This window comes from Brachybacterium sp. GCM10030268, from assembly GCF_042666305.1.
In the GTDB taxonomy this organism is placed as follows: domain Bacteria; phylum Actinomycetota; class Actinomycetes; order Actinomycetales; family Dermabacteraceae; genus Brachybacterium.
Genome location: NZ_JBHTCW010000004.1, coordinates 1 through 23,324 on the forward strand (window position 1 = coordinate 1; position 23,324 = coordinate 23,324).

The 23,324-nt window shown below is 68.6% G+C and carries 20 protein-coding genes and 1 riboswitch; of the genes, 13 read left to right on the forward strand and 7 right to left on the reverse strand.

Annotated elements, in window-relative coordinates:
- Positions 1–323: 323 nt before the first annotated feature.
- The gene (locus tag ACFQRD_RS07490) at positions 324–2,153 is read right to left on the reverse strand and encodes an ATP-dependent endonuclease (protein WP_377803650.1); all 1,830 of its coding nucleotides are present in this window, start codon (positions 2,151–2,153) and stop codon (positions 324–326) included.
- Between the two features lie 301 nt (positions 2,154–2,454).
- Complete coding sequence (locus tag ACFQRD_RS07495; RefSeq protein WP_377803651.1) at positions 2,455–2,883, reverse strand: hypothetical protein; 429 nt, start codon at positions 2,881–2,883, stop codon at positions 2,455–2,457.
- A gap of 410 nt (positions 2,884–3,293) precedes the next feature.
- On the opposite strand from ACFQRD_RS07495, the gene ACFQRD_RS07500 reads away from it, so the two are divergent.
- The 3 genes from ACFQRD_RS07500 to ACFQRD_RS07510 all read left to right on the forward strand — a co-directional run bounded on the left by ACFQRD_RS07500 (position 3,294) and on the right by ACFQRD_RS07510 (position 6,169).
- A complete protein-coding gene (locus ACFQRD_RS07500; RefSeq protein ID WP_377803652.1) occupies positions 3,294–5,315 on the forward strand; it encodes a prolyl oligopeptidase family serine peptidase in 2,022 nt (673 codons plus the stop codon).
- Between the two features lie 154 nt (positions 5,316–5,469).
- Positions 5,470–5,736, forward strand: a complete 267-nt coding sequence (locus tag ACFQRD_RS07505) for a hypothetical protein (RefSeq protein ID WP_377018176.1) — start codon at positions 5,470–5,472, stop codon at positions 5,734–5,736.
- Positions 5,737–5,977: 241 nt separating this feature from the next.
- Positions 5,978–6,169, forward strand: a complete 192-nt coding sequence (locus tag ACFQRD_RS07510) for a hypothetical protein (RefSeq protein ID WP_377018177.1) — start codon at positions 5,978–5,980, stop codon at positions 6,167–6,169.
- A gap of 81 nt (positions 6,170–6,250) precedes the next feature.
- Here the strand turns inward: ACFQRD_RS07510 and thiD are convergent, their stop codons facing one another.
- From thiD to thiM, 3 genes are all read right to left on the reverse strand, one after another.
- Positions 6,251–7,192 carry a bifunctional hydroxymethylpyrimidine kinase/phosphomethylpyrimidine kinase gene (thiD, locus tag ACFQRD_RS07515; RefSeq protein WP_377803653.1) on the reverse strand — a complete coding sequence of 314 codons (942 nt, stop codon included), beginning with the start codon at positions 7,190–7,192 and terminating at the stop codon, positions 6,251–6,253.
- Positions 7,193–7,259: 67 nt separating this feature from the next.
- A complete protein-coding gene (locus ACFQRD_RS07520) occupies positions 7,260–7,982 on the reverse strand; it encodes a thiamine phosphate synthase (protein ID WP_377803654.1) in 723 nt (240 codons plus the stop codon).
- A complete protein-coding gene (gene thiM / locus ACFQRD_RS07525; protein ID WP_377803655.1) occupies positions 7,979–8,812 on the reverse strand; it encodes a hydroxyethylthiazole kinase in 834 nt (277 codons plus the stop codon). Before thiM ends, ACFQRD_RS07520 begins: the two co-directional genes overlap by 4 nt.
- Positions 8,804–8,903, reverse strand: a riboswitch (TPP riboswitch). (Overlaps the previous gene by 9 nt.)
- Positions 8,904–9,078: 175 nt before the next feature.
- Between thiM and ACFQRD_RS07530 the strand changes: the two genes are divergently transcribed.
- From ACFQRD_RS07530 to ACFQRD_RS07550, 5 genes are all read left to right on the forward strand, one after another.
- Complete coding sequence (locus tag ACFQRD_RS07530; protein ID WP_377803656.1) at positions 9,079–9,999, forward strand: hypothetical protein; 921 nt, start codon at positions 9,079–9,081, stop codon at positions 9,997–9,999.
- Positions 10,000–10,105: 106 nt separating this feature from the next.
- Positions 10,106–10,855 carry a dienelactone hydrolase family protein gene (locus ACFQRD_RS07535; protein ID WP_377803657.1) on the forward strand — a complete coding sequence of 250 codons (750 nt, stop codon included), beginning with the start codon at positions 10,106–10,108 and terminating at the stop codon, positions 10,853–10,855.
- Positions 10,856–11,370: 515 nt separating this feature from the next.
- Entirely contained in the window at positions 11,371–12,696 is a 1,326-nt protein-coding gene (locus ACFQRD_RS07540) for a glycine betaine/L-proline ABC transporter ATP-binding protein (RefSeq protein ID WP_377803659.1), read from the forward strand.
- Positions 12,693–13,601 (forward strand): ABC transporter permease, encoded by a 909-nt coding sequence (locus ACFQRD_RS07545; RefSeq protein ID WP_377803661.1) that lies wholly within the window; start codon positions 12,693–12,695, stop codon positions 13,599–13,601. The genes ACFQRD_RS07540 and ACFQRD_RS07545 overlap by 4 nt, the downstream gene beginning before the upstream one ends.
- Positions 13,602–13,645: 44 nt before the next feature.
- Positions 13,646–14,599, forward strand: coding sequence for a glycine betaine ABC transporter substrate-binding protein (locus ACFQRD_RS07550; protein WP_377803662.1), 954 nt, complete (start codon positions 13,646–13,648; stop codon positions 14,597–14,599).
- A gap of 143 nt (positions 14,600–14,742) precedes the next feature.
- Here the strand turns inward: ACFQRD_RS07550 and ACFQRD_RS07555 are convergent, their stop codons facing one another.
- Positions 14,743–15,849, reverse strand: coding sequence for a Gfo/Idh/MocA family protein (locus ACFQRD_RS07555; RefSeq protein ID WP_377803663.1), 1,107 nt, complete (start codon positions 15,847–15,849; stop codon positions 14,743–14,745).
- A 76-nt stretch (positions 15,850–15,925) separates the two neighbouring features.
- The gene (locus ACFQRD_RS07560; RefSeq protein WP_377803664.1) at positions 15,926–17,140 is read right to left on the reverse strand and encodes an ROK family protein; all 1,215 of its coding nucleotides are present in this window, start codon (positions 17,138–17,140) and stop codon (positions 15,926–15,928) included.
- Between the two features lie 45 nt (positions 17,141–17,185).
- Between ACFQRD_RS07560 and ACFQRD_RS07565 the strand changes: the two genes are divergently transcribed.
- The 5 genes from ACFQRD_RS07565 to ACFQRD_RS07585 all read left to right on the forward strand — a co-directional run bounded on the left by ACFQRD_RS07565 (position 17,186) and on the right by ACFQRD_RS07585 (position 23,249).
- On the forward strand, positions 17,186–18,490 hold the full coding sequence (locus ACFQRD_RS07565; protein ID WP_377803665.1) for an ABC transporter substrate-binding protein: 1,305 nt from the start codon (positions 17,186–17,188) through the stop codon (positions 18,488–18,490).
- A 33-nt stretch (positions 18,491–18,523) separates the two neighbouring features.
- On the forward strand, positions 18,524–19,468 hold the full coding sequence (locus tag ACFQRD_RS07570; RefSeq protein WP_377803666.1) for a carbohydrate ABC transporter permease: 945 nt from the start codon (positions 18,524–18,526) through the stop codon (positions 19,466–19,468).
- Positions 19,465–20,382: a carbohydrate ABC transporter permease gene (locus tag ACFQRD_RS07575; protein WP_377803667.1), complete on the forward strand. Its 918-nt coding sequence runs from the start codon at positions 19,465–19,467 to the stop codon at positions 20,380–20,382. The genes ACFQRD_RS07570 and ACFQRD_RS07575 overlap by 4 nt, the downstream gene beginning before the upstream one ends.
- A gap of 90 nt (positions 20,383–20,472) precedes the next feature.
- Positions 20,473–22,212: a glycoside hydrolase family 13 protein gene (locus ACFQRD_RS07580; RefSeq protein ID WP_377803668.1), complete on the forward strand. Its 1,740-nt coding sequence runs from the start codon at positions 20,473–20,475 to the stop codon at positions 22,210–22,212.
- 347 nt (positions 22,213–22,559) lie between these two features.
- Positions 22,560–23,249 (forward strand): HAD family hydrolase, encoded by a 690-nt coding sequence (locus ACFQRD_RS07585; RefSeq protein WP_377803669.1) that lies wholly within the window; start codon positions 22,560–22,562, stop codon positions 23,247–23,249.
- Positions 23,250–23,324 lie beyond the last annotated feature (75 nt).

A 23,324-nucleotide genomic window follows, 5' to 3' on the forward strand; every position in this document is an offset into this window, starting at 1 on the left:
CCCAACTGATCCCGCCCCAGATCCCCGAGGACGCCGCCACGATCATCGAGCAGATCACCGGGCAACCGGGACACTAAGCAAATGCATCAACTCAGGAGGAGGACCCGGAAACTCCCCCATTTTAGAGCAGTGGGGCGCCAGCAACTCTAACAGCCCAAACGCGGAGTGGCAGTTCGCATTAGTCAGCGAAAATATGGGCGAGCTCGACAACTACGCAATCTTGCGTTATCTTCAAGAAGTTGCGCAAATAGCAAGCATTTAACACGAATTATCCGGCCAAGCCGCTTACCGGCCAGATCGGTCCGAAGTGTTCTAGAATCTATCTAGTCACCAGCACGCTCACCCCAGATTGCCTCACCCAACGCCATTAGGACCGGAAGCGAAGAGGTCTTGAACGGTTGCTCCGACGCGCATTTGACGGCGTCGCTGACAGCAACCTTCGCCGCGGTCACGTTCTCCGCCTCGTCGCCTGAGACGCCGAGCTGCAAAGCAGCCGCCCTGAAGTTCTCGGACCACTTTTTCCGCGGATTCCGGAACTGATTTTCCTTAAACTTTCGGCCGAATTTTTTCGCCATCGCATCGAGGTAGACCTGAGGCAGGATCATGTCCTCAATTTCAGATTGACTTCTGCCGGAGTCGCGTAGAACGAAAATGTTCTTTTTGTCTATAACTCCCGTATCGTGCAGTCGTTGGGCTTCCAAGTCCCCCGCCTTGTCGCCATCAAGCACTACGATAATCTTGCACGCCGTCGACCGCTCTTGCTGGATAAGTCGCGCAATCTTTCCGGTACCGGTCGCTGATTTGAAGACGATACGTCCTGCGGCAATATCTTTTGAACCTGGACCGTCCAGAAACCTCAAGGCAACAGGCAGTATCGAAACATCCGTCCAACCTTCGGTGACCACGACAACTTCCGCTGAGTTGAGATTATCATGTAGTTCCACCCCTAGAACGTCGCGGATATCCCTAACAGATCGCGCCGCCGAGGCGGTGTTCCCCCGAACAAGAACATTGGCAGAAACCTCGTCGCGATTCACAAATATTGGATTGTGTGTCGCCAGAACGACCTGCTGCTCCCGAGAGATTTTGGTAAAGAGAGCAAGCAAATCGTGCACAGCGCGGGAATGCAAATGCGCTTCAGGCTCGTCTACTAAGAGGACCAAGTTCGATTCCACGTCACTGATGCGCTCGCGCGCAAGATGCTGAATCAGGGCGAGAGAGAACAAGCTTTTGATCCCATCGCCCTTTTGCTCGAGCGAAGTCGCCGAACCATCGTCGATAGTCACTCGACTAATGGTGTGCGAAGCTCGCACATCCCGCTGCTCAAGTTCAACCGATTCAACACCAGGGAGGTAACTCGAAATCGTGGATTTGAGGTCAGCCTGAACCCCCTCAACAACGCTAGCCCTCAGCTCATTAACCTGACGTAACGCTTCACGATATTGATCAGTGCGCGCTAACTCAGCGAGACGTATTGACGCAAGTTCATTTAGCAATGATATTGCTTGGTCCATCGTTCGCATAGCGGGCACCATTACACAGTCGATTCTTTCGCTCACGAATCGCGCGATAGCTGGAGCCTTCTTACTGTAGCCCGCGGCGCCCCTGCCTTGCTTTACGACTTGAAGCGACGTTCTCCTCCTTCCGAGGTGAAGTTCAATCGGAAGGTCGCCGTTGTTCGATAGACCTGTAACCTTTCTGAAATCCGCCATCTCTTCATCGCTAAGCCGGAACCGAATCCGAATGACGGTCGGCTTTGGGCTTTGCGCCACTTGTTTATGCAGGGGGAAGTCTGTGAACCACTCATAGCTGACGTCACGATCTCTACCGGTTCTCCGTCGTAGCCGGTTTGATTCGTAGACACGAATCGCGTCCCGACCAATTAACACACCAGTTCGAGTCGCCTCATCCGGCAGGCTCCCCCACTCTTCTATCACGCGAAGACCCAAGGCAAGGGACCGCAGCAAGTTGCTTTTTCCCTCGTTGTTCGGCCCAACCAATGTTGTCAGATCAGCGAGATTAAAACGTGTCCGTCGGTCAATTGATCTATAGTTGCCAACTGTCACATCCGAAATTCTCATCGATGCTCCGTCCTCGCTATGCGCGGTCGTCACCATAGAGCGACCGATCGCCGATACCCCATGATGCCTCATGCATCCGCCCCGGCGTCCTGCCTATCAACACCCCCGACGCTGCCGCGCGCCGCTTGGCGTGTGAAAGACTCGAGCGGAGGGCTCCGAGGTTGTAGCGCCAAGTCGTCAGGCGAAGTTGGTCAGGTGAGAACTTTCCTTACTGATTCAAGGCGGCGGCTACGCCGCCGCGCGGCGGCGCTGCGCCGTGCGCCCGCGTGTCCTCGCTCCGCTGCGGGCCGCGGTGCTCCGTCGCTGCGCCGCCGCATAGCAAGAGCCGGCCCCCTCCGATCAGGAAGGAGCCGGCCACTGCCAGGACTGGCGCTCAGTCTCCGAACAAGTCGTCCAACAGCGCCGCCTCCAACTCCGATCCCCGGACCAGACGGACCGTCACCTGAACGTCCTCAGCATCAAGCTCCCAAGCCTTCGCTGCATACGCACGAATCTGCTCGTTCAGCTCTTCGAGATCCTCAGCCACTAGAGCGCCCGCAGGAGTCAACACCACTCCCCGAAGCTCACCGTCCACTTCGTACGCGACCGCTACGGCCTCCTTCACCGCACGTCCGTAGAGCGCAGGAGCGGGTCTGTCCCCCATGACAAGCCGCCAGAGCCCGGTGTGGATCCCGAACGCCTCCCTCGGAAGCCGAACGACAGCCGTGCTGTCCACTTCAATCTCACCCGCCTCGAACCGTTCCGCGAACTCCGCAAGGCGCGCTTCGTCCGCAGCCTCGGCGTCTCGGTCTTCCTTGTTCATCACGATTTCCTCCACTAGCACTGGTTACGATCACGACCTCCGCCTTCCAGCTACAGGTGGAGCGCGGACCGTAGGTAGACCACAGGACCTCGTCGCGCGGCCGTACTCGGGCGCTCCCATCGATTCACCGTGGGGCTGCCGCGAACGCTCCGCGTCCTTGCCATCGGGGGCTCGCTGGGCACGTCGGTACGTGACCCCCTGGTGACCCCCGACGACGCAATCGGCAGCGATCAGCTCCTTTCGGACACCCCGTGCACCACCTGCAACGGCGAAGGTGACAGCCCGTCCAGGACTCCTAAAGCGGGTGTCGCGCGTTCGAATCGCGCCGGAGGCACGACGCAGTCTCCTGCGAGCACAACGAAACAGCTCCACCGTCGGACCTCTTCCGCAGCCTCCGGTAGCGTGGCGATGTGCCTCCCGTCACCAGCGCCGATGCCCCCGAACCGTTCTCCGATTTCTCCGACATCGACGGCTTCCTCCGCATCCCACGCCTGGCCTCGGTCGCCGCCGGCCCGGACGGACGGGTGGTCGCCGCGATCCAGGAGGCCGACGAGCCCGGCGCGAGGCTCGTCTCCTCCCTGTGGGAACTGGATCCGGACGGTGAGCACGCGGCACGGCGCCTGACCTTCTCGGAGAAGGGCGAACGCGGCCCGAGATTCGCCTCCGATGGCTCGTTGCTGTTCACGTCGGCTCGCCCCGACCCCCTCGGCGAGGACGACGAGGATTCCGCGGCGATCTGGCGCCTGCCGCGCATCGGCGAAGCACGACTGGTCGCGTCCACCCCGGGTGGCCTGGAGCTGCTGGCGAACGCCGACGACGGGACGCTGCTGGCCGCCACCGGTGTTCTTCCCGGCGCCACCCTCGAGGACGACGCCGATCGTCGGGCGAGCCGCCAGGACGCCGAGCAGACCACCATCTGGCACACCGGCATGCCCATCCGACAGTGGGACCACGAACTCGGCGACTCCGAGCGCCACCTCGTGCTCGTCTCCCCCGACGGTGACCTCACCGACCTCACCCCCGATGCCGGCACTCTCTCCCTGCACGCCGCCTCGGCGGACCTCTCCCCTGACGGGTCGACGGTCGCGACGTCCTGGACCGAGCGCGTCCGGGGCGGGGAGACCCGCTCGTCGCTCGTGCTGATCGACACCGCGACCAGCGAGCGCACCACGCTGCTCGCGGCCGGCGACGCCGCCGAGTACCACGACCCGCGCTTCTCACCCGACGGCACCCGCCTGGCGCTGATCCGCTCAACGCTCTCCGGCCCGACGGACACCAGCTACAGCCGCCTCGAGATCCATCCGCTCGGCGGCGGGGATCCGACCGTCGTCGACACCGGCGACCTGACGGTCAGCGAGTTCGCATGGACCCCCGAGGGCACCCTGCTGGTCACCGGGGACCTGCACTCCTCGGGCGCAATGCTCAGCGTCGATGCTGCGACCGGTGCGGTGCGCGAGCTCGTGACCGGCGGTGTGTTCTCCTCGCTCGCTCCGGCGCCCGATGGATCCCTCATCGCGCTGTGCAGTGATATCGCCACGCCGGCGCGGCCGGTGCGGATCGCGGTGGACGCGGCTGTGCGTGAGCTGCCGGCCCCGGGGGCCGTGGGCCGGCTGCCGGGAACCGTGGGGTGGGTCGAGGCCGACGTCGACGGCGTTGTCGTCGGTGGATGGCTGTGCATGCCCGAGTCCGCGTCGGCCGGCTCCCCCGCGCCGTTCATGCTGTGGATCCACGGCGGCCCCCACGCCTCCTACAACGCATGGAGCTGGCGGTGGTGCCCGTGGCTGGCCGTCGAGCGCGGCTACGCGGTCCTGATGCCCGATCCGGCGATGTCGACCGGGTACGGCGACACGGGTCTGAACCGGGGTTGGCCGCGCCGTCCGGACGTCGTCTACCGCGAGTGCGAGGCCCTGTTCGACCAGGAGCTCGCGCGTCCGGAGCTGGACGGCTCGCGCACCGCGATGCTGGGCGCCTCCTTCGGCGGGTTCATGGCGAACTGGATCGCCGGGCACACGGACCGCTTCGACGCGATCGTCACCCACGCCGGGCTGTGGGCGCTGGAGCAGCAGCACCGCACCACCGATGCGGCCGCCTCGAAGATGCGCGTGCACCGCCATGAGGACGAGGACCCCCAGTGGTACCGCGCCTTCTCCCCGCACCGCAGCATCGGTGCGATCACCACCCCGATGCTCATCACCCACGGCAACCGCGACTACCGGGTACCGATCAGTGAAGCGCTGCGACTGTGGTGGGACCTGGTCTCGACCTGGGACGGCCCGCCCGAGACCATGCCGCACCGGTTCTTGCAGCTGACCAGCGAGAACCACTGGGTGCAGACACCCTCGAACGCCCTCGCCTGGAACCGGACGGTGCTGGCCTTCTGCGACCAGCATGTGCTCGGCGCCGACCCGATCCCCGACGCCCTGCCCTGGTGACCGACCGGTCGTGATCCACACGGCCCCGCGGAGCCCTGACCTCGGTGATCTGCCGTCGACCGGATAGGCTGGGGAGCCTCAGAGGATCGCTGGTCCCGAGGCCGCGCCCCGAGTGCCGGCGACCATGGATCCAGCACTGACCGGAGGAGGGATGATGGCCGACAGCAGACGACGCTTCGACGCGACCTGGCTGCCCTTCGGGATGATCATCGGATTCACGGTGGGGATCGGCGTGGGCCTGTCCATCTTCAACAATCTCTTCCTCGGCGCGGGAATCGGATTCATCTTCGGCGCCGCACTCGGGGTCGCCCTCGGATTCCGGGACCGCCGCGGCTCGAAGAGCCAGGAAGAGATCGAGGACGCCGCGCAGGACCGTGCCCGCCGCCGGGCCGACGGGCACGCCGGGGACGACGAGCTCTGACCGCGCGGCCGCACGCGGGTTGAGCGCGCCAGGACTGAGCGAAGCAGGACCGAGCGAGCCAGGGCTCACCGTCCCAGGACCACCCCTCGGGCCGGCTCCGCGGACCGTTCCTCCCCAGGCCGCCTCCATCCACCAAAATCCCAGGTGTCTTTCCCGGGAATCCGAGCCCGTGGTGCCATGCTTATCGCACCTGGTCGACTAACGGCCGGTGAACACCGCCTGACTTCCCCAGGAGGCACCGATGAAGGTCACCGACACACACCCCAGCGCAGCCGAGCATTTCGACTACCTCGAGCCCGATCTCCAGCCCGAGACGGCAGCCGACGAAGCCCAGATCTTCGCGCGGGAGAGGGACGAGACCCTGACCGGCCTGGTGGAGGCCACCGGCCCCCTCGCGGTCAGCTCCCGCCACCTCTCCGCTCGCTCCGCCTGAGACCACCAGCCGGAGAACGTTCCCGCGGGAACGTTCTTCCGTCGGGTCCGGTCAGCGGCGGCCCGGTCAGCGGCCGAGCGCTCAGGCACTCGCCGTGTGCCCGCCCGGCTCCCGGCGCGCCACGGTGACCAGATGGTCGACCGGGCCGTGCCCCTGCTCCGGCGCGAACGAGAGGTCATAGGCGGCGCCGCCGATCAGCGCCCGCTGCAGGAAGTCACGCCCCGCGCCGACCGCGGCCAGGTCGTCTCCTGCTTCGGATTCGCCGACCCTCTCGTGCGAGGCGTCCATGGTGGCGGCGAGCGCACCCAGGGCGTCGGGCCCCGCTGAGCGGACCATCGCGATGCGCGCGTACTGCGCGGCGATCGCCGCGGAGAGCGTGCACCCGGTGCCGTGGGTGGCGCGGGTGCGCACGCGCTCGGCCCGCAGCAGGTCCACGCCGCCGGGGTGAGCGACGACGTCGACGACCTCGTCGTCATCGTGGTGCCCGCCCTTGAGGACCACGACGGCGGGACCCAGCTGCTGCAGCCGCACGGCCTGCTCCTGCATGGTCTCGACATCGGGGGCGACCTCCGCATCCAGCAGCTTCGCCGCTTCGGGCAGGTTCGGCGTGATCACGTGCACCAGCGGCAGCAGCAGTTCGCGCAGGTTCTGTGCCGCCTGCCGGGGCAGCAGTTCATCGCCGCTGGTGGCGACCATGACCGGGTCGAGCACGACGGTGCCGAACTGGCCGGCTCGCGCGGCCATGGTCTCGGCGACGGCGGCGACGACCTCGGCGGAGGTGAGCATCCCCAGCTTGGTGGCGTCCAGCGGGATGTCATCCAGCACGCTGGTCAGCTGCGACTGGACGTCCTCGGCGGTCATCGGCGTCACGGACTGCACGCCGCGGGTGTTCTGCGCGATCACGGCGGTGATCGCGGTGGTGCCGTAGACGCCGAGTGCCGTGAACGTCTTCAGGTCGGCCTGGAAGCCGGCGCCGCCGCTGGGGTCGGAGCCGGCGATGGTCAGTGCTGTGGGTGGTCGCATGGGGCGGTCCTCCTGGGGTGTGCTGCGGAGCCGGGCCGGTGGGGAGCCGGGGTCCGCGGACAGGTGGTCACGGCCTGCTGGATGAGCGGCCCTGGTCGATGGCTTCTCGGAGTCGGCCGGCGGCCGCAGCGGGGTCGGGTGCCGCGGCGATGGCCGAGACCACGCAGAGACCGTCCACACCGGTCGCCGCGATCTCCGGGGCGAGGCGATGGTCGATGCCGCCGATGGCGACGGCCAGCGGAGCTGAGGCGGCCGATACGTGCCGCGCCTGCCGCCACGGGTCCAGGCACTCCCCCAGTCCCTCCAGGCCGAGCGGCGGCGCGGCATCGGCCTTGGTGGCGGTCGCGCGGATCGGGCCGATGCCCAGCACGTCGGCCGTGTCCTCCGCGAGCGCGGCGCGCACCTGGCCGGCGGTGCCGGCGGAGAGGCCGATCATCAGCTCCTCCCCGAGCACCTCGCGGGCAGCGGCCGCGGCGACGTCGCTCTGGCCCACGTGGAGGTGGCACCGCGCGGCCTCGGCCACACCGAGACGGTCGTTGACGAACAAGGGCACCTTCTGGGCGCGAGGGCCGAGCTCGCTCGCCAGGCGTTCCCGGCATGCGCGGACCAGCTCGAGCAGGTCGGCGTCGGAGGCGTCCTTGTCCCGCAGCTGGATCGCGCCCGCTCCGCCGCGGACGGCGGCGAGGACCACGCCGGGCACCGCGTCGATCCCGCCGGACAGCGCCGAGTCGGTGACGTGGTACAGCGAGAAGTCGGCCGCATGGGCGGTGCGCAGGGACGGCCGGATCACGCCGGGGCCGCCTGCTCCTGAAGACCCACGAGCTCGAGCACGTCGGCGGGCGTGAGGGTGTCCAGCGCATCGAGCCAGCCGACGGCGAAGGACCCGACTCCCTGCGCCTCGCGCGCGGCGAGGGTTCCGGCGGCGCCGTGCAGGGCATGTGCGGCGAGCACCGCGTCGTGGGGAGTGAGGTCGGTGTCGCGACTTGAGCCCAGGAGGGCGGCGCAGGTCGCGCCGAGCGCGCAGCCGGTACCGATCACTCGCGCGAGCAGGGCGTCGCCGCTGGTCAGCACTGTGGTGCGACCCGCGGAGACGATCGCGTCGCGCTCCCCGGAGACCGCGACCACGGCACCGGTGCGGGCGGAGAGGTCGCGGGCGGCGTCGAGCACCGCCTCGACCGTGTCGGTGGAATCGACGCCGCGCCCTCCCCCGCCGGTGCCGGCGAGCGCGGCGATCTCGGAGGCGTTGCCGCGGACGGCGGCGGGCCCGAGGGTCAGCAGTTCGTGCGCCAGCGGGGTGCGGACGGGCAGCGAGCCGACGGCGACCGGGTCGAGCACCCAGGGCCGTCCGGCGTCGCGGGCGGCGCGGGCGGCGGCGGGCATCGCCTGCACCTGTCCCTCGGCCACGGTGCCGGTGTTCACCAGCAGTGCGTCGGCCGCAGCGGCGAAGACCGGCGCCTCCTGCGGGTGGTCCACCATCGCGGGGGCGGCCCCGATGGCCAGCAGGACGTCGGCGGTGATCTGCTGGACGACGGTGTTGGTGATGCAGTGGACGAGCGGGCTGTGCCCGCTGAGCGCCTCGAGGGCGCTGCGCAGTCGGTTCTCGGGCGTGCTCGTAGTCATCGGTGACGATCCCTTCGCAGGTGCAGACCAGGGCAGGTTCGACGGGTGTGCTCTCAGCCGCCGCTTCTCGACGGCACCCCGCGTCACTGGTCGGCGACTCTAGCAGGGGGCGGCGCAGGGGCACACAGGATCTTCACACTCTCAAGTCTGTAGTTCCATGGCACTCTCTTGACCTTCCCTTGACCTGATGCGACGGTGTGAGCGGCAACGCATCGACGCGGATCCACGACGGACAACCGTCTCCCGCAGTCGGCGGAGAGGACGCCATGACCATCACGAGCACCGCACGCCGGGCCCGCACCGTACTGACCGTCGCCGCGGGGGCGGCGCTGCTGTCCGCGTCGGCCTGCAGCACGAGCGCCGGAGCCGACGGGGAGGACAGCGCGGGGGCACCGTCCGAGACATCAGATCAGGGGGAAGGGCAGGGAGCCGGGCAGAACAGCAGCGACGGCGGGGGCGCCGCGACCAGCAGTGAGCAGGGGAACGGGGACTCGGACGAGGGAGCCGAACAGAACGATGGGGTGGGTGCCGGCGACGAGGACGAGGCGACGGAGCCGACGGAGCCTGAGACCCGTCTCGTGCTCGTCACCGATCTGGGACCCGAGGAGCCCGGTGAGGGCGACCTCGTGCGCAGCCCCGACCAGCTGGCCGCCCTGCTGACCGGGCCCCTCGGCGGGATGGCCGAGTGCTACGACGAGCTCACGCTCAGCCCGGGCGCCACCGCGTCGTGCATGGGCCCGGCGAGCGTCGACTCTCCCGACCCGGACCAGGAATGGACGGCGCACTCGGTGCGGATCCCGTCCGAGGAGGACTTCACCGCCGGCAGCAGGGTCGCGATCCTGTTCACCACCGGCGGCGCCCTGACCGGGCCGGCCGAGGTCCTGCTGAAGGAGACCGTGTCCCTCACCGGCCTCGGCGTCAGCTCGACGTTCGGGGCCGAAGACCTGGATTCCGAGCAGCTCGCGCAGCACACGCTGGAGGTGCTCACCTCCCCGAATGCTTACGTCCCCGTCGACTACGCCGACTGGGAGGACGTGACCTGCCAGGACGGCCTCTCCTTCGCGACCTTCGAACCGGTGGCCTGCACCGCGACCACCGCCGGCGGCGATCAGTGGGAGCTGGAGGTGGCGCCCGGGGCATTCGCCGGCAACGACCAGGGCCTGCTGGTGGGCATCGAGACCCTGTGACCGTCGTCCAGCGGAGCGACCGAGCATCGCGGCCAGGCCGTGCGGCCGAGCGGGGGAGGCCGCAGGGCGAGTGAGTGCCCGGCGCCCCTCGCGATACAGTCATCGCGTGAGCGCGACCACACTGCCCATCCCCACCGATGCCGGCGACCTGCCCGGACTGCTCTGGCTGCCCGAGCACCGCGAGGAGCCGGTGCCCGGCCTCGTGGTGCTGCAGGAGATCTTCGGCGTCTCCGACTACATCCAGCGGCGCTGCGCAGATCTCGCCGCGCTCGGCTATGCGGTGCTGGCCCCGCAGCTCTTCGCCCGCCTCGATCCGCCGATCGTCGGCATCGACGACTGGGAGGACGCGGAGTCCTGGCTCGGCGAGGCCATGACCCTGACCCAGCAGCTGCCCTGGGAGCGAGCCGAGGCCGACGCCATCGCCGCCCTGGGCGCGCTGCGTGCGCACGGCGCGGTGGACTCCGAACGGGTGGGGCTGCTGGGCTTCTGCTACGGCGGCGGCCTGGCCTTCGCCGCTGCGGCGTCCGCCGCCGAGGAGGACCGCCCGCCCACGACGCTGGTCAGTTACTACGGCTCGGCCCTGCCCTCCCTGCTGGATCGCGCGGGCGTGGTCACCATGCCGAGCCTGCACCACTTCGGCACGGCAGACGACTTCATCCCGCCCGAGACCGTCGAGCAGATCCGCCACGCCGTCACCGCCGGCGGCACCCGCGAGCAGGTGCGGTTCGAACTGCACGAGGGTGCGGGGCACGCCTTCGACAACCCGCACCCGTTCGTCCACCACGCGCAGGCGTCCGACGCGGCCTGGCAGCAGACCGTCGGCTTCCTCGCCGAGACGCTCCCTCTCCGCGCCTGACCCTCCGCGCCTGACCCTCCGCGCCTGACCCTCCGCGGCCGAGTATCTGCGTATCTGCGCCCGCGCCTTCGCATCACCCGCCCGAGTGCGCCTGCGTGCCCGTCCGGCCCGACTCGTCGTTCTCCGCCGAAACATGCCCGTGACCTTCCGGTCCCGACGAGCCCGCCGTTCTGGGACCCACGACACCCGCGTGACCGAATAGTTATGTCCGGATCGTCCGACAATCCGGTTGTCCCCGGGCCGGCACCGCTGGACGCGGCATCGCTCCAGGCCAACGGGACCTTCCGAACTTCGCGCCGGCCGCGCCTACGACTGTCTCCCGGCCCTGAACAGGCCTTTCACGAGCTCTGCCGACCCCATTCCTGATAAAGAACCGTTTGCCGTACGCCGGGCCGCTTGTGAGGATGACTTGTCGGGTCGGCGTCCTGCGATGCCGGCGTCCTGTGACGTGGGGGATACACGGGACCCGGATCGCCACCCCGGCCCGCCACCCGAACTTCCATGAAGGAGCCTGCGTGCCAGCAATTACCGCCGACGGTCTGTACAAGATCTTCGGACGTCGCCCCGCGCGGGGAGTCGAAGAGCTCCGCAAGGGCGGAAGCCGCGACGAACTGCGCAACCAGGGCCTCACCGCCGCCGTCATCGACGCCAGCTTCAGCGTCGAGCCCGGCGAGATCTTCGTCGTCATGGGCTTGTCCGGCTCGGGCAAGTCCACGCTGATCCGAATGGTCAACGGCCTGCTCCCGGCGAGCGCCGGCGAGCTGTATATCGGCGACCGAAACCTGACCTCCCTCAGCCCGGCCGAGGTCCGTGAGGTGCGGCGCAACCGCATCTCCATGGTCTTCCAGCACTTCGCGCTGTTCCCCCACCGGACCGTCGGGGAGAACGCCGCCTACGGTCTCGAGGTCAGCGGCGTGAACCGCAAGGACCGTGAGGCCAAGGCCGCCGAGGCGCTCGAGATGGTCGGCCTGAAAGGCTGGGGCGGGTACAAGCCCAGCGCCCTCTCCGGCGGCATGCAGCAGCGCGTCGGCCTGGCCCGCGCTCTGGCCGCCGGGACCGACATCATGCTCATGGACGAAGCCTTCAGCGCCCTCGACCCGCTGATCCGTCGCGACATGCAGGACCAGCTCATCGACCTCCAGCAGCGCCTGGAGAAGACCGTCCTGTTCATCACCCACGACCTCAACGAGGCCATGCGCATCGGCGATCGCATCGCCATGATGCGCGACGGCCGCATCGAACAGGTGGGAACCTCCGATGAGATCCTCAACGAGCCCGCGAACGACTACGTCGCCCGCTTCATCCAGGATGTCGACCGCTCCCGCGTGCTGACCGCGTCGACGATCATGGAGCAGCCGCCCGAGACGCTCGGCGCCGCCCAGGGTCCGCGCACCGCCCACAAGCTGCTGCGACAGACGCAGAACTCATGGCTCGTGGTGCTCAAGCGCGACCGCACGCCCGCCGGCGTGCTGTGGGAGGACGACGTCGCCCGCGCCGTACGCGAGGGCCAGGACGAGCTTCCCTGGTCGAGCGAACACACGATGCCCATCGTCCAGCACGACAGCTCGCTGGCGGAACTGTTCGCGACCTCGGCCCGCCATCACAGCCCGCTGATCGTGGTCGACGACGAAGGCCACTTCGCAGGGGTCATCCCGCGGGTCACCCTCCTGACCGCCGCCGGCGAGGCGAACGGTACGAGTCACGAGGTCGCAGCGGCGACCGCGACCCCGGTGCCTCCCCCCGATGGTGCCGGCACACCTCCGGACGGGACCGACCCGCCCCCGGACCCCGCCGCCACGAGCGGACCCGACGACCTGGCCCACGGAGGTGAGACGCGATGAACCCGGACGACGAGAGCCTCATCCCCCACATCCCCGTCGGCGACTGGGTCGAGACCTTCCTGCTGTGGTTCAAGGCCACCTTCGCGTGGTTCTTCGATGGCCTGACGACGGCCATGGAGTTCCCGATCGAGCACCTGGCCAACTGGCTGATCCTGGTTCCGCCGGTGGTGGGCATCCTGGCCTGTGTGCTGATCGCCCTGGTGGTCCGCTCCTGGCGCTTCGCGGTGTTCACCCTGGTCGGCTTCACGCTGGTGCTCTCGCTGGAGCTGTGGGAACCGATGATGCAGCTGATGGCACAGGTCATCGTCGCCACAGTCGTGGCTGTGGTGATCGCGGTTCCCGTCGGGGTCCTGGCCGCCTCCAACAATGTGGTTAGCTCCCTGGTGCGCCCGGTGCTCGACCTGATGCAGACGATGCCGGCCTTCGTGTACCTGATCCCGGCCGTCATCTTCTTCTCGCTCGGCTACGCCCCGGGCCTGTTCGCGACGGTCATCTTCTCCCTGCCCCCGGGAGTGCGCATGACCGAGCTGGGCATCCGGCAGGTCGACTCGGAGACCGTCGAGGCCGGCGAGTCCTTCGGGGCCACGCCGTGGCAGATTCTGCGCGGCATCCAGCTCCCGCTGGCCGTTCCCACCATCATGGCCGGCGTCAACCAGATCATCATGCTGGCGCTTTCCATGGCGGTCATCGCCGGCATGGTCGCCGCCCCTGGTCTCGGCCAGGAGGTGACCCAGGCCGTCTCCACGCAGGATCTCGCGGGCGGCGTGGAAGCCGGGCTCTCCGTGGTGCTCCTGGCGGTCTTCCTGGACCGCCTGACCGCTGCGCTCGGCAACCCGGCGGGGCATCCGTCCTCGCTGATCACGCTGATCCGCACCACACGCACTCGCCGGGCCGGCACGGCCTGACGAGCACGACCACCCGTACGAACCCTCCGAAAGGACATGAACCCATGACGAATCGACTGATCCTCCCCCGCCGCGGCGTCTCCCGTCGTGCAGCTCTGATGGGCGGCAGTGCCGGCCTCATGGGGCTCGGCCTGGTCGCCTGCGGCGGCAGCAGCGACGGCGGCTCCGGTGACTCCGACGGTGGCTCCGCCAGCGACGGCGGCGGCTCCGCCAGCGGCACCATCAACATGGGGTACATCCCCTCCTGGTCCGACGGCCTGAGCATGGCCTACCTGCTGGAGAACCGCCTCACCGCGATGGGCTACACCATCGAGCACACGGAGATCGCCGAAGCCGGCGTGCTCTACCAGGGCCTCGCCCAGGGCGACGTGGACATGTACCCCTCGGCGTGGCCCGAGGTCACCCACAAGGAGTACATGGACCAGCACGAGGGCGACATCGAGGACATCGGCTCCTACTACGAGAACGCCAAGCTGAACCTCTCGGTCCCGGACTACATGGACATCTCCTCCATCGAGGACCTGGTGGGCCAGGCCGATCGCTTCGATGGCCAGATCATCGGCATCGAGCCGGGCGCGGGTCTGACCGCCGCCACCCAGGACTCGGTCATGCCCGGCTACGGGCTCGACAGCGAGTACGAGCTGGTGCTGTCCTCCACCACCGGCATGCTCACGGAGCTGGAGAGCGCCGTGAACGCCGAAGAGGACATCGTCGTCACCCTGTGGACCCCGTTCTGGGCCAACACGACCTACTCGGTCAAGGCGCTCGAGGATCCCGAGGGGCTGTTCGGCGAGGCCGAGAAGCTGCACTTCCTGGGCCGCACCGGCTTCGAGGAGGAGTTCCCCGAGGCCGCCGACTTCATCAGCCAGATCAAGCTCACCGACGAGGAGTACGGCAACCTGGAGGACAAGGTGGTCAACGAGTTCGGTGAGGGCAAGGAGCCCGAGGCCGTCGAGGCCTGGCTGGAGGAGTACCCGGACCTGCTTCCGGCCGTCTGAGAACTCGGCAGCACCGGCGCTCCGAGCCGGGCCGATCTTACGGCCCGATCCGGAGCCCGCATGACGACGGGGCCGATCGCGATGATTCGCGGTCGGCCCCGTCGTCATAGGCGGCCCCGTCGCCGGAAGGGGCCGGGAACGGGTCAGTTCTCGACGGTGACCTCGGCGCCGGTCCGTGCCGAGGCGTAGCAGGCATCCAGCACCCGGGCACGGCGCAGGGCGAGCGACCCGTCGTGCACGGCCCAGTCCTCGGAACGCACCTTCTGCAGGAAGTTCGCGACCGCGCGGGCGTGACGGCCGTCCTCCCCGACGACTGGCTGCAGCTCGGCAGGCATGCCGGCCACCTCGGTCCACACGTTCAGGCGCTGGTACGGGTCGCTCGGGGGTCCTCCCCATTCGATGGAGGCGCCCCCGTCGGCCCCGTAGAGGGTGACGTAGCACTGGTCGTACGGGATCCACTGGGCCCAGCTGGTCTCGAGCAGCAGCGTGCCGCCGCCGTCGATCCGCAGGAACGCCGTGGCGAGGTCCTCGACCTCGAAGGGCGTGCCCTCCTCGACCTGCGAGACGCCGAAACCGGAGCCGCCGCGACCCAGCGGCCCGAACTCGGCGTGGGTGCTGGCAGAGGCTGCTGTCACCTCTGGCTCGCCCATCAGGTGCAGCGCCATGTCGAGCATGTGCACGCCGATGTCCATCATCGCGCCGCCGCCGGAGCTGGCGGTCTTGGTGAACCAAGTGCCCATGCCCGGGATGCCCTGGCGGCGCAGCCACCCGGTCTTGGCGTAGTAGATCTTGCCGAGCACCCCGGACTCGACCACCTGACGCAGGGCCGTGACGTCACCGCGCTGGCGATGGTTGAACGCCACGTCGAGCACGCGACCGGCTCGGCCGGCGGCAGCGACCATGCTCTTGGCGGCCTCTGCGGTCTCGGCCATCGGCTTCTCGGTGAGCACGTGCAGACCCGCCTCGAGGGCGGCGGTCGCCATCGGAGCATGCAGGAAGGTCGGCGTCGCGATCGAGACGACATCGAGGTCTGCCTCGGCGATCATCTGCTTCCAGTCCCGGTAGCGGCCCGGGACGTCGTGCTGGTCACCGAAGCGTTCCAGGAGATCCTCCTCCATCGCCGAGAGCGCGGCCAGCTCGACAGTCGGGTCGGCGGCGTAGGCGGCGACATGCTGCTGGCCGGCCCAGCCGAGGCCGATGACACCGGCGCGCAGTCTGCGTGGCCCGCTGTCCTGTCCTGGTGCTGTCATCGTCGTCCATCCTTTCGTCGGTGGGTTTCGAGCATTGGACACCCTAGAGGCGCCCCTGCCCATGTCGTTCGCTCGCTCATCCCTCGATTCCGAGCAGGCCGAGGGGGTCCTCACGCAGGCGTGTGAGAGCGTGCTCGACGGCGCCGCGCACCACGACGTCACGCCCGAGCTCGCTCGAGACGATCTCGGGGAACGGCGCGGTCGCGATCTCCGGCAGGAGTGCGCGGGCTCGCTCGAGCACGGGACCGATGGCCTCGGAGATCGCGCCGGCGACGACGACCTTCTCGACACCGAGCAGGCTGACCAGGATCGCGGCGATCCGCGCGATGCGGTCAGCGATCCGCTCCAGCACGGCGCGGGCCACGAGGTCGCCGTCGCGGGCTGCGGAGAACACATCCACCGCGCTGAGCTCATCCGCCGGGATGGCCGCAAGCACGGGTGAATCGGCTCCGGAGTCGAGGGCATCGAGGGTCCAGCGCCGGGCGAGAGCCGCGACGCCGTCGGCGCCGGTGGAGTCCTCGAGCACGCCACCGAGGAAACGCATCTCGCCGGCCGCGCCAGCGGCCCCTCGCAGCAGGTGACCGTCGACGATGAGACCGGCGCCGAAGCGCTCCCCCATCAGAAGGGTGGCCATGTGCTCGCAGGGACCGCCGGCGTACTCCGCGCGGGCGGCGAGGTTCGCATCGTTCTCGACCGTGACGAGACCGTCGAGGTGCTCCGGGAAGCCGGCGTTCATGACATCCCAGAACGCACCGTCGCCCTGGGGCGAGACCCCGGACTCGTCGACCGGAGCCGGCACCCCGACCACGGTGATCAGCGTCGGCGCCGTTGTGGCGGTCGCCGCGACGGTGTCTTGTACGAGGCCCCGCGCTATCTCGGCGCGTTCGTCGCGACCCACCCCGCTCGGTTCGAGCACGCGCTGGCCGCTGGCCAGCGTCCTCCCGCGGAGATCGGAGGCGACAGCACGGAAACTGCGTCTGCCGGCGTCGACACCGACCACGATGCCGGCGTCGGGGCGCAGGCGGTGCCGGCGCGCCGGTCGTCCGCGACGTGTCAGGCCCGCCGCCCTGCTGTCCTCGAGCTCCTCGAGCCATCCGCTCCCGATCAGCTCGTCGCACAGACCCAGCACGGTCGCACGGGTCAGCCCGGTCGCCTCCATCGCCTCCGCGGCGGTGAAGTCCTCGGCCTCGAAGGCATGCCGCAGGAGCGCCTCGGTATTCAGTCGTCGCACCAGGCTCGAGGACGCACCGGCTCCGTTCACGGCCTTGACGCCCACTGTGATGCCCCCCATACTTTCTCCACGCATTAAATCTAGCAGGCAAATCAACTGCTTGCGATGTTGCTCGAGGAGACACCGTTGTCACCCAGACCCCTTGGCGTCCGCCGCCCGACGCGGCGCTCCCTGCTCACCGCGGGCGGTGCGCTCGCCGCGACCGGACTCACCGCCGGCGGCCTCGCCGGATGCAGCCTGTCCGGCACACCCCGCGTGACCTTCTATCAGGCGAAGCAGGAGGCGATCCCCTACTTCCGGGACCTCACCGGCGAGTTCAACAGGTCCCAGTCCGACTACACGTACGTCCACGACATCTCGACGAAGCTCTCCGCCGCGTTCGTCCGGCGCGACCCACCGGACCTCGGGCTGCTGAACTACAACCACGAGATGGCGCGATTCATGGAGCGCGGCGCCATGAGCGACCTGGCGGACCTGCCTGCCGCTTCCCGCATCCGGGAGGACGTGCTCGAACTCGCCGACTGGTACCCGACCTATGAGGGACGCACCAGCGTGATCCCCTACTCGGTCGCCGCCTGCTCCGTCATCTACAACAAGCGTCTCTTCGCCGATCACGGCGTGGAGATTCCCACCACCTGGGATGAGTTCATCGCCGTCTGCGAGACGTTCATGGGCACGGACATCACGCCGATCTACTGCACGTTGATGGACCTGTGGACGGTCACCCAGGGTCTGTTCGACTACACCGTCGGCGGCTTGATCGACGTCCGCGAGTTCTACCGGGCGATGAACGAGATCGGCGAGGACGTCGGCCCCGATTCCGAGGTCTCGTTCCAGAACACGATGCTGGAGCCCATCGAGCAGATGATCTCGCTCCTGGAGTTCGTGAACCCCGACGCCGCCTCGCGGTCCTACGCCGACGGCAACGACGCCGTCGCTCAGGAGAAGGCAGCGATGTACTTCCAGGGCCCCTGGGCGCTGGTCGAGATCCAGAAGGCGGGCACGGACGTCGAGCTCGGCACCTTCCCGCTGCCGGTCACCGATGATCCGGATGACCTCAAGGTGCGGGTCGGCGTCGACCTCTCGCTGTGGATCCCCGAGGCGGCGAACCAGCCCGACGGGGCTCGCCTGCTCCTCGAGCACCTGATGACCCCCGAGGTGCAGAACCCGTACAACGACGCCTTCCTCGCGTTCGGGACGACCAAGGACGCTCCCCCGGTGACCGACCCCCGGATCTCCGAGATGCAGGGCTACTACGACGAGGGTCGCTTCTACATGGGGCCCTCGCAGTTCATCCCGCTCACCGTGCCCTACGAGAACTACCTGCAGTCGATAGTGCTCGGGGCCGACCCGAAGCCGATCCTCGCCCAGCTCGATGCCGACTGGGCGCGCCTTGCCTACCGGGCCTGACCTGTCCCGACCCTGACGACCAGAGGACCACTCATGTCGACGACGACATCCCCGCCCGCGGCGGTGACCCCGGACGCCCCGACGACCAGCGCGACGGCCGCTACTCCTCGACGGCGACGGCGCACCGACCCCGTCTATTACGCCTTCCTCTTCCCGGCGCTGGCGATCTTCACCCTCGCTGTGACGCTGCCGGCCGCGCTCGGCTTCGCCTACAGCCTCACCAACTCGATCGGGTTCGGGGAGTTCGAGGTGATCGGGCTGCGCAACTACATCGCGATCTTCCAGGACCCGAACGTTCTCAGCGCCTACCTATTCACGCTCGGTTTCGCGCTGGTCACGGTGATCGTGGTGAATGTGATCGCCTACGGCCTGGCGCTGGGGCTGACCTCGCGCATCCGCTTCCAGACTGCTCTGCGCACGATCTTCGTGATCCCGATGGTGATCTCCGGGATCATCATCGCCTTCGTCTTCAAGTTCCTCTTCGCCAACACTCTGCCGGCGATCGGTCAGGCGCTCGGCATCGAGGTGCTCTCCACGTCGGTGCTGGCGAACGAGAACCTCGCGTGGATGGCGATCGTGCTCGTCACGGCATGGTCGACCATCCCCGGGACCATGCTCATCTACATCGCCGGGCTGGTCACGATCCCCGCCGAGCTCTACGAGGCGGCCTCCATCGACGGCGCCTCGGGCATCCAGCGCCTGCTGCGGATCACGCTGCCGATGACCTCGGGATACGTCCTGATCAACACGATCCTCGGCTTCAAGAACTACCTCAACGCCTACGACATCATCGTGGGCCTGACCGACGGCGGCCCCGGCACCGCGACGCGCAGCGTCGCGATGGCGATCTTCAAAGGCTTCGAAGGGGGCGACTACGGGTATCAGATGGCCAACGCCGCCGTGTTCTTCGTCGTCACCCTCGTCATCGCCCTCATCCAACTCCGGCTGAGCCGCGGGAAAGCGAGCTTCGGATCATGACCATCCCGACCTCCACTCCGACCACTGCCGGACCCGCCGACCCTGCTGTCGGCAGCAGCACGGGCAGCCCGGCCCGGCGCCGCCCGCAGAGCCGGGACGGGCGCACCAACTGGCCCGCCACGATCACCCTGATGGTGTGCTCGCTGGCTGTGCTGGTGCCGTTGTTCGTCACGATCAACATGTCGCTGAAGACGACGCAGCAGGCCGTCGACGGACGCGCTTTCACGCTTCCCTCGCCGCTGTCCATCGAGGGGTTCATCGAGGCCTGGCAGCTCACCAGCTTTCCCCGCGGCCTGGCGATCTCGGCGATGGTGACCGCCATCTCCGTGGTGGGGGAGATCGTCATCTCCGCGCTCGCGGCTTACGCGATCGCCCGGAACTGGGACCGGCGTCTGTTCCGCTGGTCCTTCTTCTACCTGCTGGCGGCGATGTTCATCCCGTTCCCGGTCGTCGCGCTGCCCCAGGTGCAGCTGACCGGCATCGTCGGGCTCGACAATCCGTTCGGCGTCGCGATCATGCACATCGTGTTCGCGCTCGCGTTCAACACCATGCTGTTCACGGCGTTCCTGCGTTCCATCCCGATGTCGCTGGAGGAGTCGATGCGGGTCGACGGCGCCTCGACCTGGCAGGTCTTCGTCCGGCTGATCTTCCCCCTGCTGGCCCCGATGGCCGCGACGGTGGGGATCTTCGCCTTCCTGGGCTCGTGGAACGACTACATGATGCCTAACATGATCACCACGAACCCGGAGCTGCAGACCCTGCCGGTGCTCCAGCAGATCTTCCAGACGCAGTTCAGCAACAACTACAACGTCTCGTTCGCCTCGTATCTGATGGCGATGGCACCGGCGATCGTGGTCTACATCGTCACGCAGAAGTGGGTCATCTCCGGCCTCACGCAAGGCGCGGTGAAGTGACCCGCGGGCCGCAGCACCGGGATGCCGACCGGCACGGCGTCGGATCCCGGCCCAGCGCGACAGGACCCGAACTCTGAGAGAGGAGCATCGTTGACGACGCACCCGACCTCCGCCCGCCCGAGCGACGCCCCGGACCGGTCCGCCGACGCCGCACAGCGCGGGGCCGACGCCGACTGGTGGCGCCAGGCAGCCGTCTACCAGATCTACCCGCGTTCCTTCGCCGACGGCAGGGGCGACGGGATGGGCGACTTCCGCGGCATCATCTCGCGTGTGCCCTACCTCCGGCAGCTGGGGATCGACGCGGTATGGCTGAGCCCCTTCTACCCCTCCGCCCTGGCCGACGGTGGCTACGACGTCGACGACTACCGCGACGTGGACCCGCGCATCGGCACCCTGGAGGAGTTCGACGAGCTGGTGGCGGAGCTGCACGGCGTCGGCATCAAGGTCATCGTCGACATCGTCCCCAATCACTCCTCGGACCGTCACGAGTGGTTCCGCGAGGCGCTGGAGTCCCCGCGCGGATCGAACGCGCGCAGGCGGTACATCTTCCGCGACGGCAGGGGCGAGAACGGGCAGCTGCCCCCGGCGGACTGGGAGTCCGTCTTCGGCGGCCCGGCCTGGACGCAGGTGCCCGATGGGCAGTGGTATCTGCACAGCTTCGCCAAGGAGCAGCCCGACTTCAACTGGGAGCATCCCGAGGTCCGCGAGGACTTCCTGCGCACGCTGCGCTTCTGGTCCGATCGCGGGGTCGACGGATTCCGCATCGACGTCGCCCACGGGCTGTCCAAGGACCTCGCCGAGGACCTTCCCAGCAAGGCCGAGCTGGAGGAGATCCCCAAGGACGGCAACCATCCGCTGTGGGACCGCGACGAGGTCCACGAGATCTACGCCGAGTGGCGGAAGGTGTTCGACGAGTACGATCCGCCCCGCATCGGGGTCGCCGAGGCCTGGGTCGAGACCGCTCAGCGGCGCGCGAAGTACGCCAGTCCGAAGGGGCTCGGCCAGGCGTTCAGCTTCGATCTCCTGGAGGCGGATTTCGAGGCGGAGGACTTCCGCCGCATCGTCTCCGACAACCTCGCCCAGTCCGCGGAGACCGGCTCGTCCAGCACCTGGGTGCTCTCCAACCACGACGTCGTCCGCCACGCGACCCGCTACGGGCTGCCCCCGCGCGACGGCCGCCCCGGCAAGCAGGGCGTGGAGTGGATCATGGCCGGCGGCCCGGAGGACGAGATCGACCGGGAGCTGGGCCTGCGCCGCGCCCGGGCGGCGACCCTGTTCGAGCTCGCCCTGCCCGGCAGCGCCTACCTGTACCAGGGCGAGGAGCTGGGCCTGCACGAGGTGGTCGACATCCTTGACGACCAGCGCCAGGATCCGGCCTTCTGGCGCAGCGCTCCCGGCGACCGCGGCAAGGACGGGCTGGGGCGTGACGGCTGCCGGGTGCCGCTGCCGTGGACTCGTGACGGGTCCTCCTTCGGCTTCGGGGAGGACGGCTCGCATCTGCCCCAGCCCGACTGGTTCGCCGAGTACTCGGTCGAGGGAGAGGAGGGCCTCGAGGGCTCGACGCTGGAGATGTACCGTGCGGCCCTGGCCCGCCGCCGCGAGCTGCAGACGGACGAGACGCTGACCTGGGACGAGGAACTGTGCCGCGGAGAGGTGCTGGGCTTCGAGCGTCCCGGCGGGTGGCTGAACGTCACCAACTTCGGGGACTCCCCCGTGGCCGTTCCCGAAGGGGACGTGCTGGTCACCAGCGCCGAGCTCGAGAGCGGGCCCGACGGGCAGCGCATGCTGCCGGGCGCAGCCACCGTCTGGCTGCGGCGCCCGCAGCGCTGACCGTGCGCGAGCGCCACGAGCAGTCTCCACCAGCACGTAGCGGCTAGCCGCCACAAGCCCAAAGCGCCCCGGTCGTTCGAGCACGCGTCTCGAACGGCCGGGGCGCTGTCATGCCCTCGCCCGTCGGGTGCGGAGGCGGTCGAGGGCTCGCGACGGCGGGTCCGGATCACAGGCGATCGCGGACCCCGATCGCCCGCGAGGGCTGGCCCGACCGCCCACGAGGGACAAGGCGCCCGTACGTCGTCACGCAGTGTTCACCCGCCCGTGGCCAATCCGTCCACTCGGTATAACTATGGTGGCCGCATCGTCCACCGAGCCCGTCCGGGCTCCGCACCGAGAGGCTCTCCGTGACCGCTGGCCCCACCGTCGTCCTCGACTTCGACGGCACCCTCGCCCTCGGGCGCGGCCCGTTGCAGGCGTACATCGCCGCACTCGACGAGCGGTCGAGCAACAGCGACAGCGGCGGCGACATAGTCCGCGCCTGCCTCGCGGCGATCGAGTCCTTCGACGCCGGCGCCACCGACCACCGGGACGCGTACGACGCCGTGCGCACCACCGCCCTCGCCCGGGGCATCACCGAGACCCACCTCAGCCGCGCCTACCTCGCCAGCCGCGACCTGCTGGGCACCGAGGACGCCCCGGTCGTCGCCCCCCGGGGCCTGTCGGCGTTCCTGGCGGAGCTGTCCACCTCGGCCACCTGCGTGCTGGCCACCAACGCCCCGGAGGCTGGCGTGGAGCGCGCCCTGATCGCGCTCGGCATCGAGCACTCGCTCCACGAGCGACATCACGACGTGGGAAAGCCCGTCGGCCTCGAACCGATCATCACCCACCACCTCGCGCGCGGGCCCGTGCTCGCCGTCGGCGACATCTGGGAGTTCGACCTCGCTCCCGCCGCCCGCCTCGGCGCGGACACCGCGCTGGTGGGAGTCCGCGAGGTCCCCGAAGCCCGCCCCACCCTGCGGGGCGAGACCCTGACCGACCTTTACGAACCGATCCGCGACTGGGCCCGCGCCCATCGTGTGGCCGCCTCCGCCTGAGACCCGAGGTCCGCTGCACCCCGTGGGCAGCGGCCGATGTCCTTCCCGACCGTCCGACGCCGCCTCCGACCGACC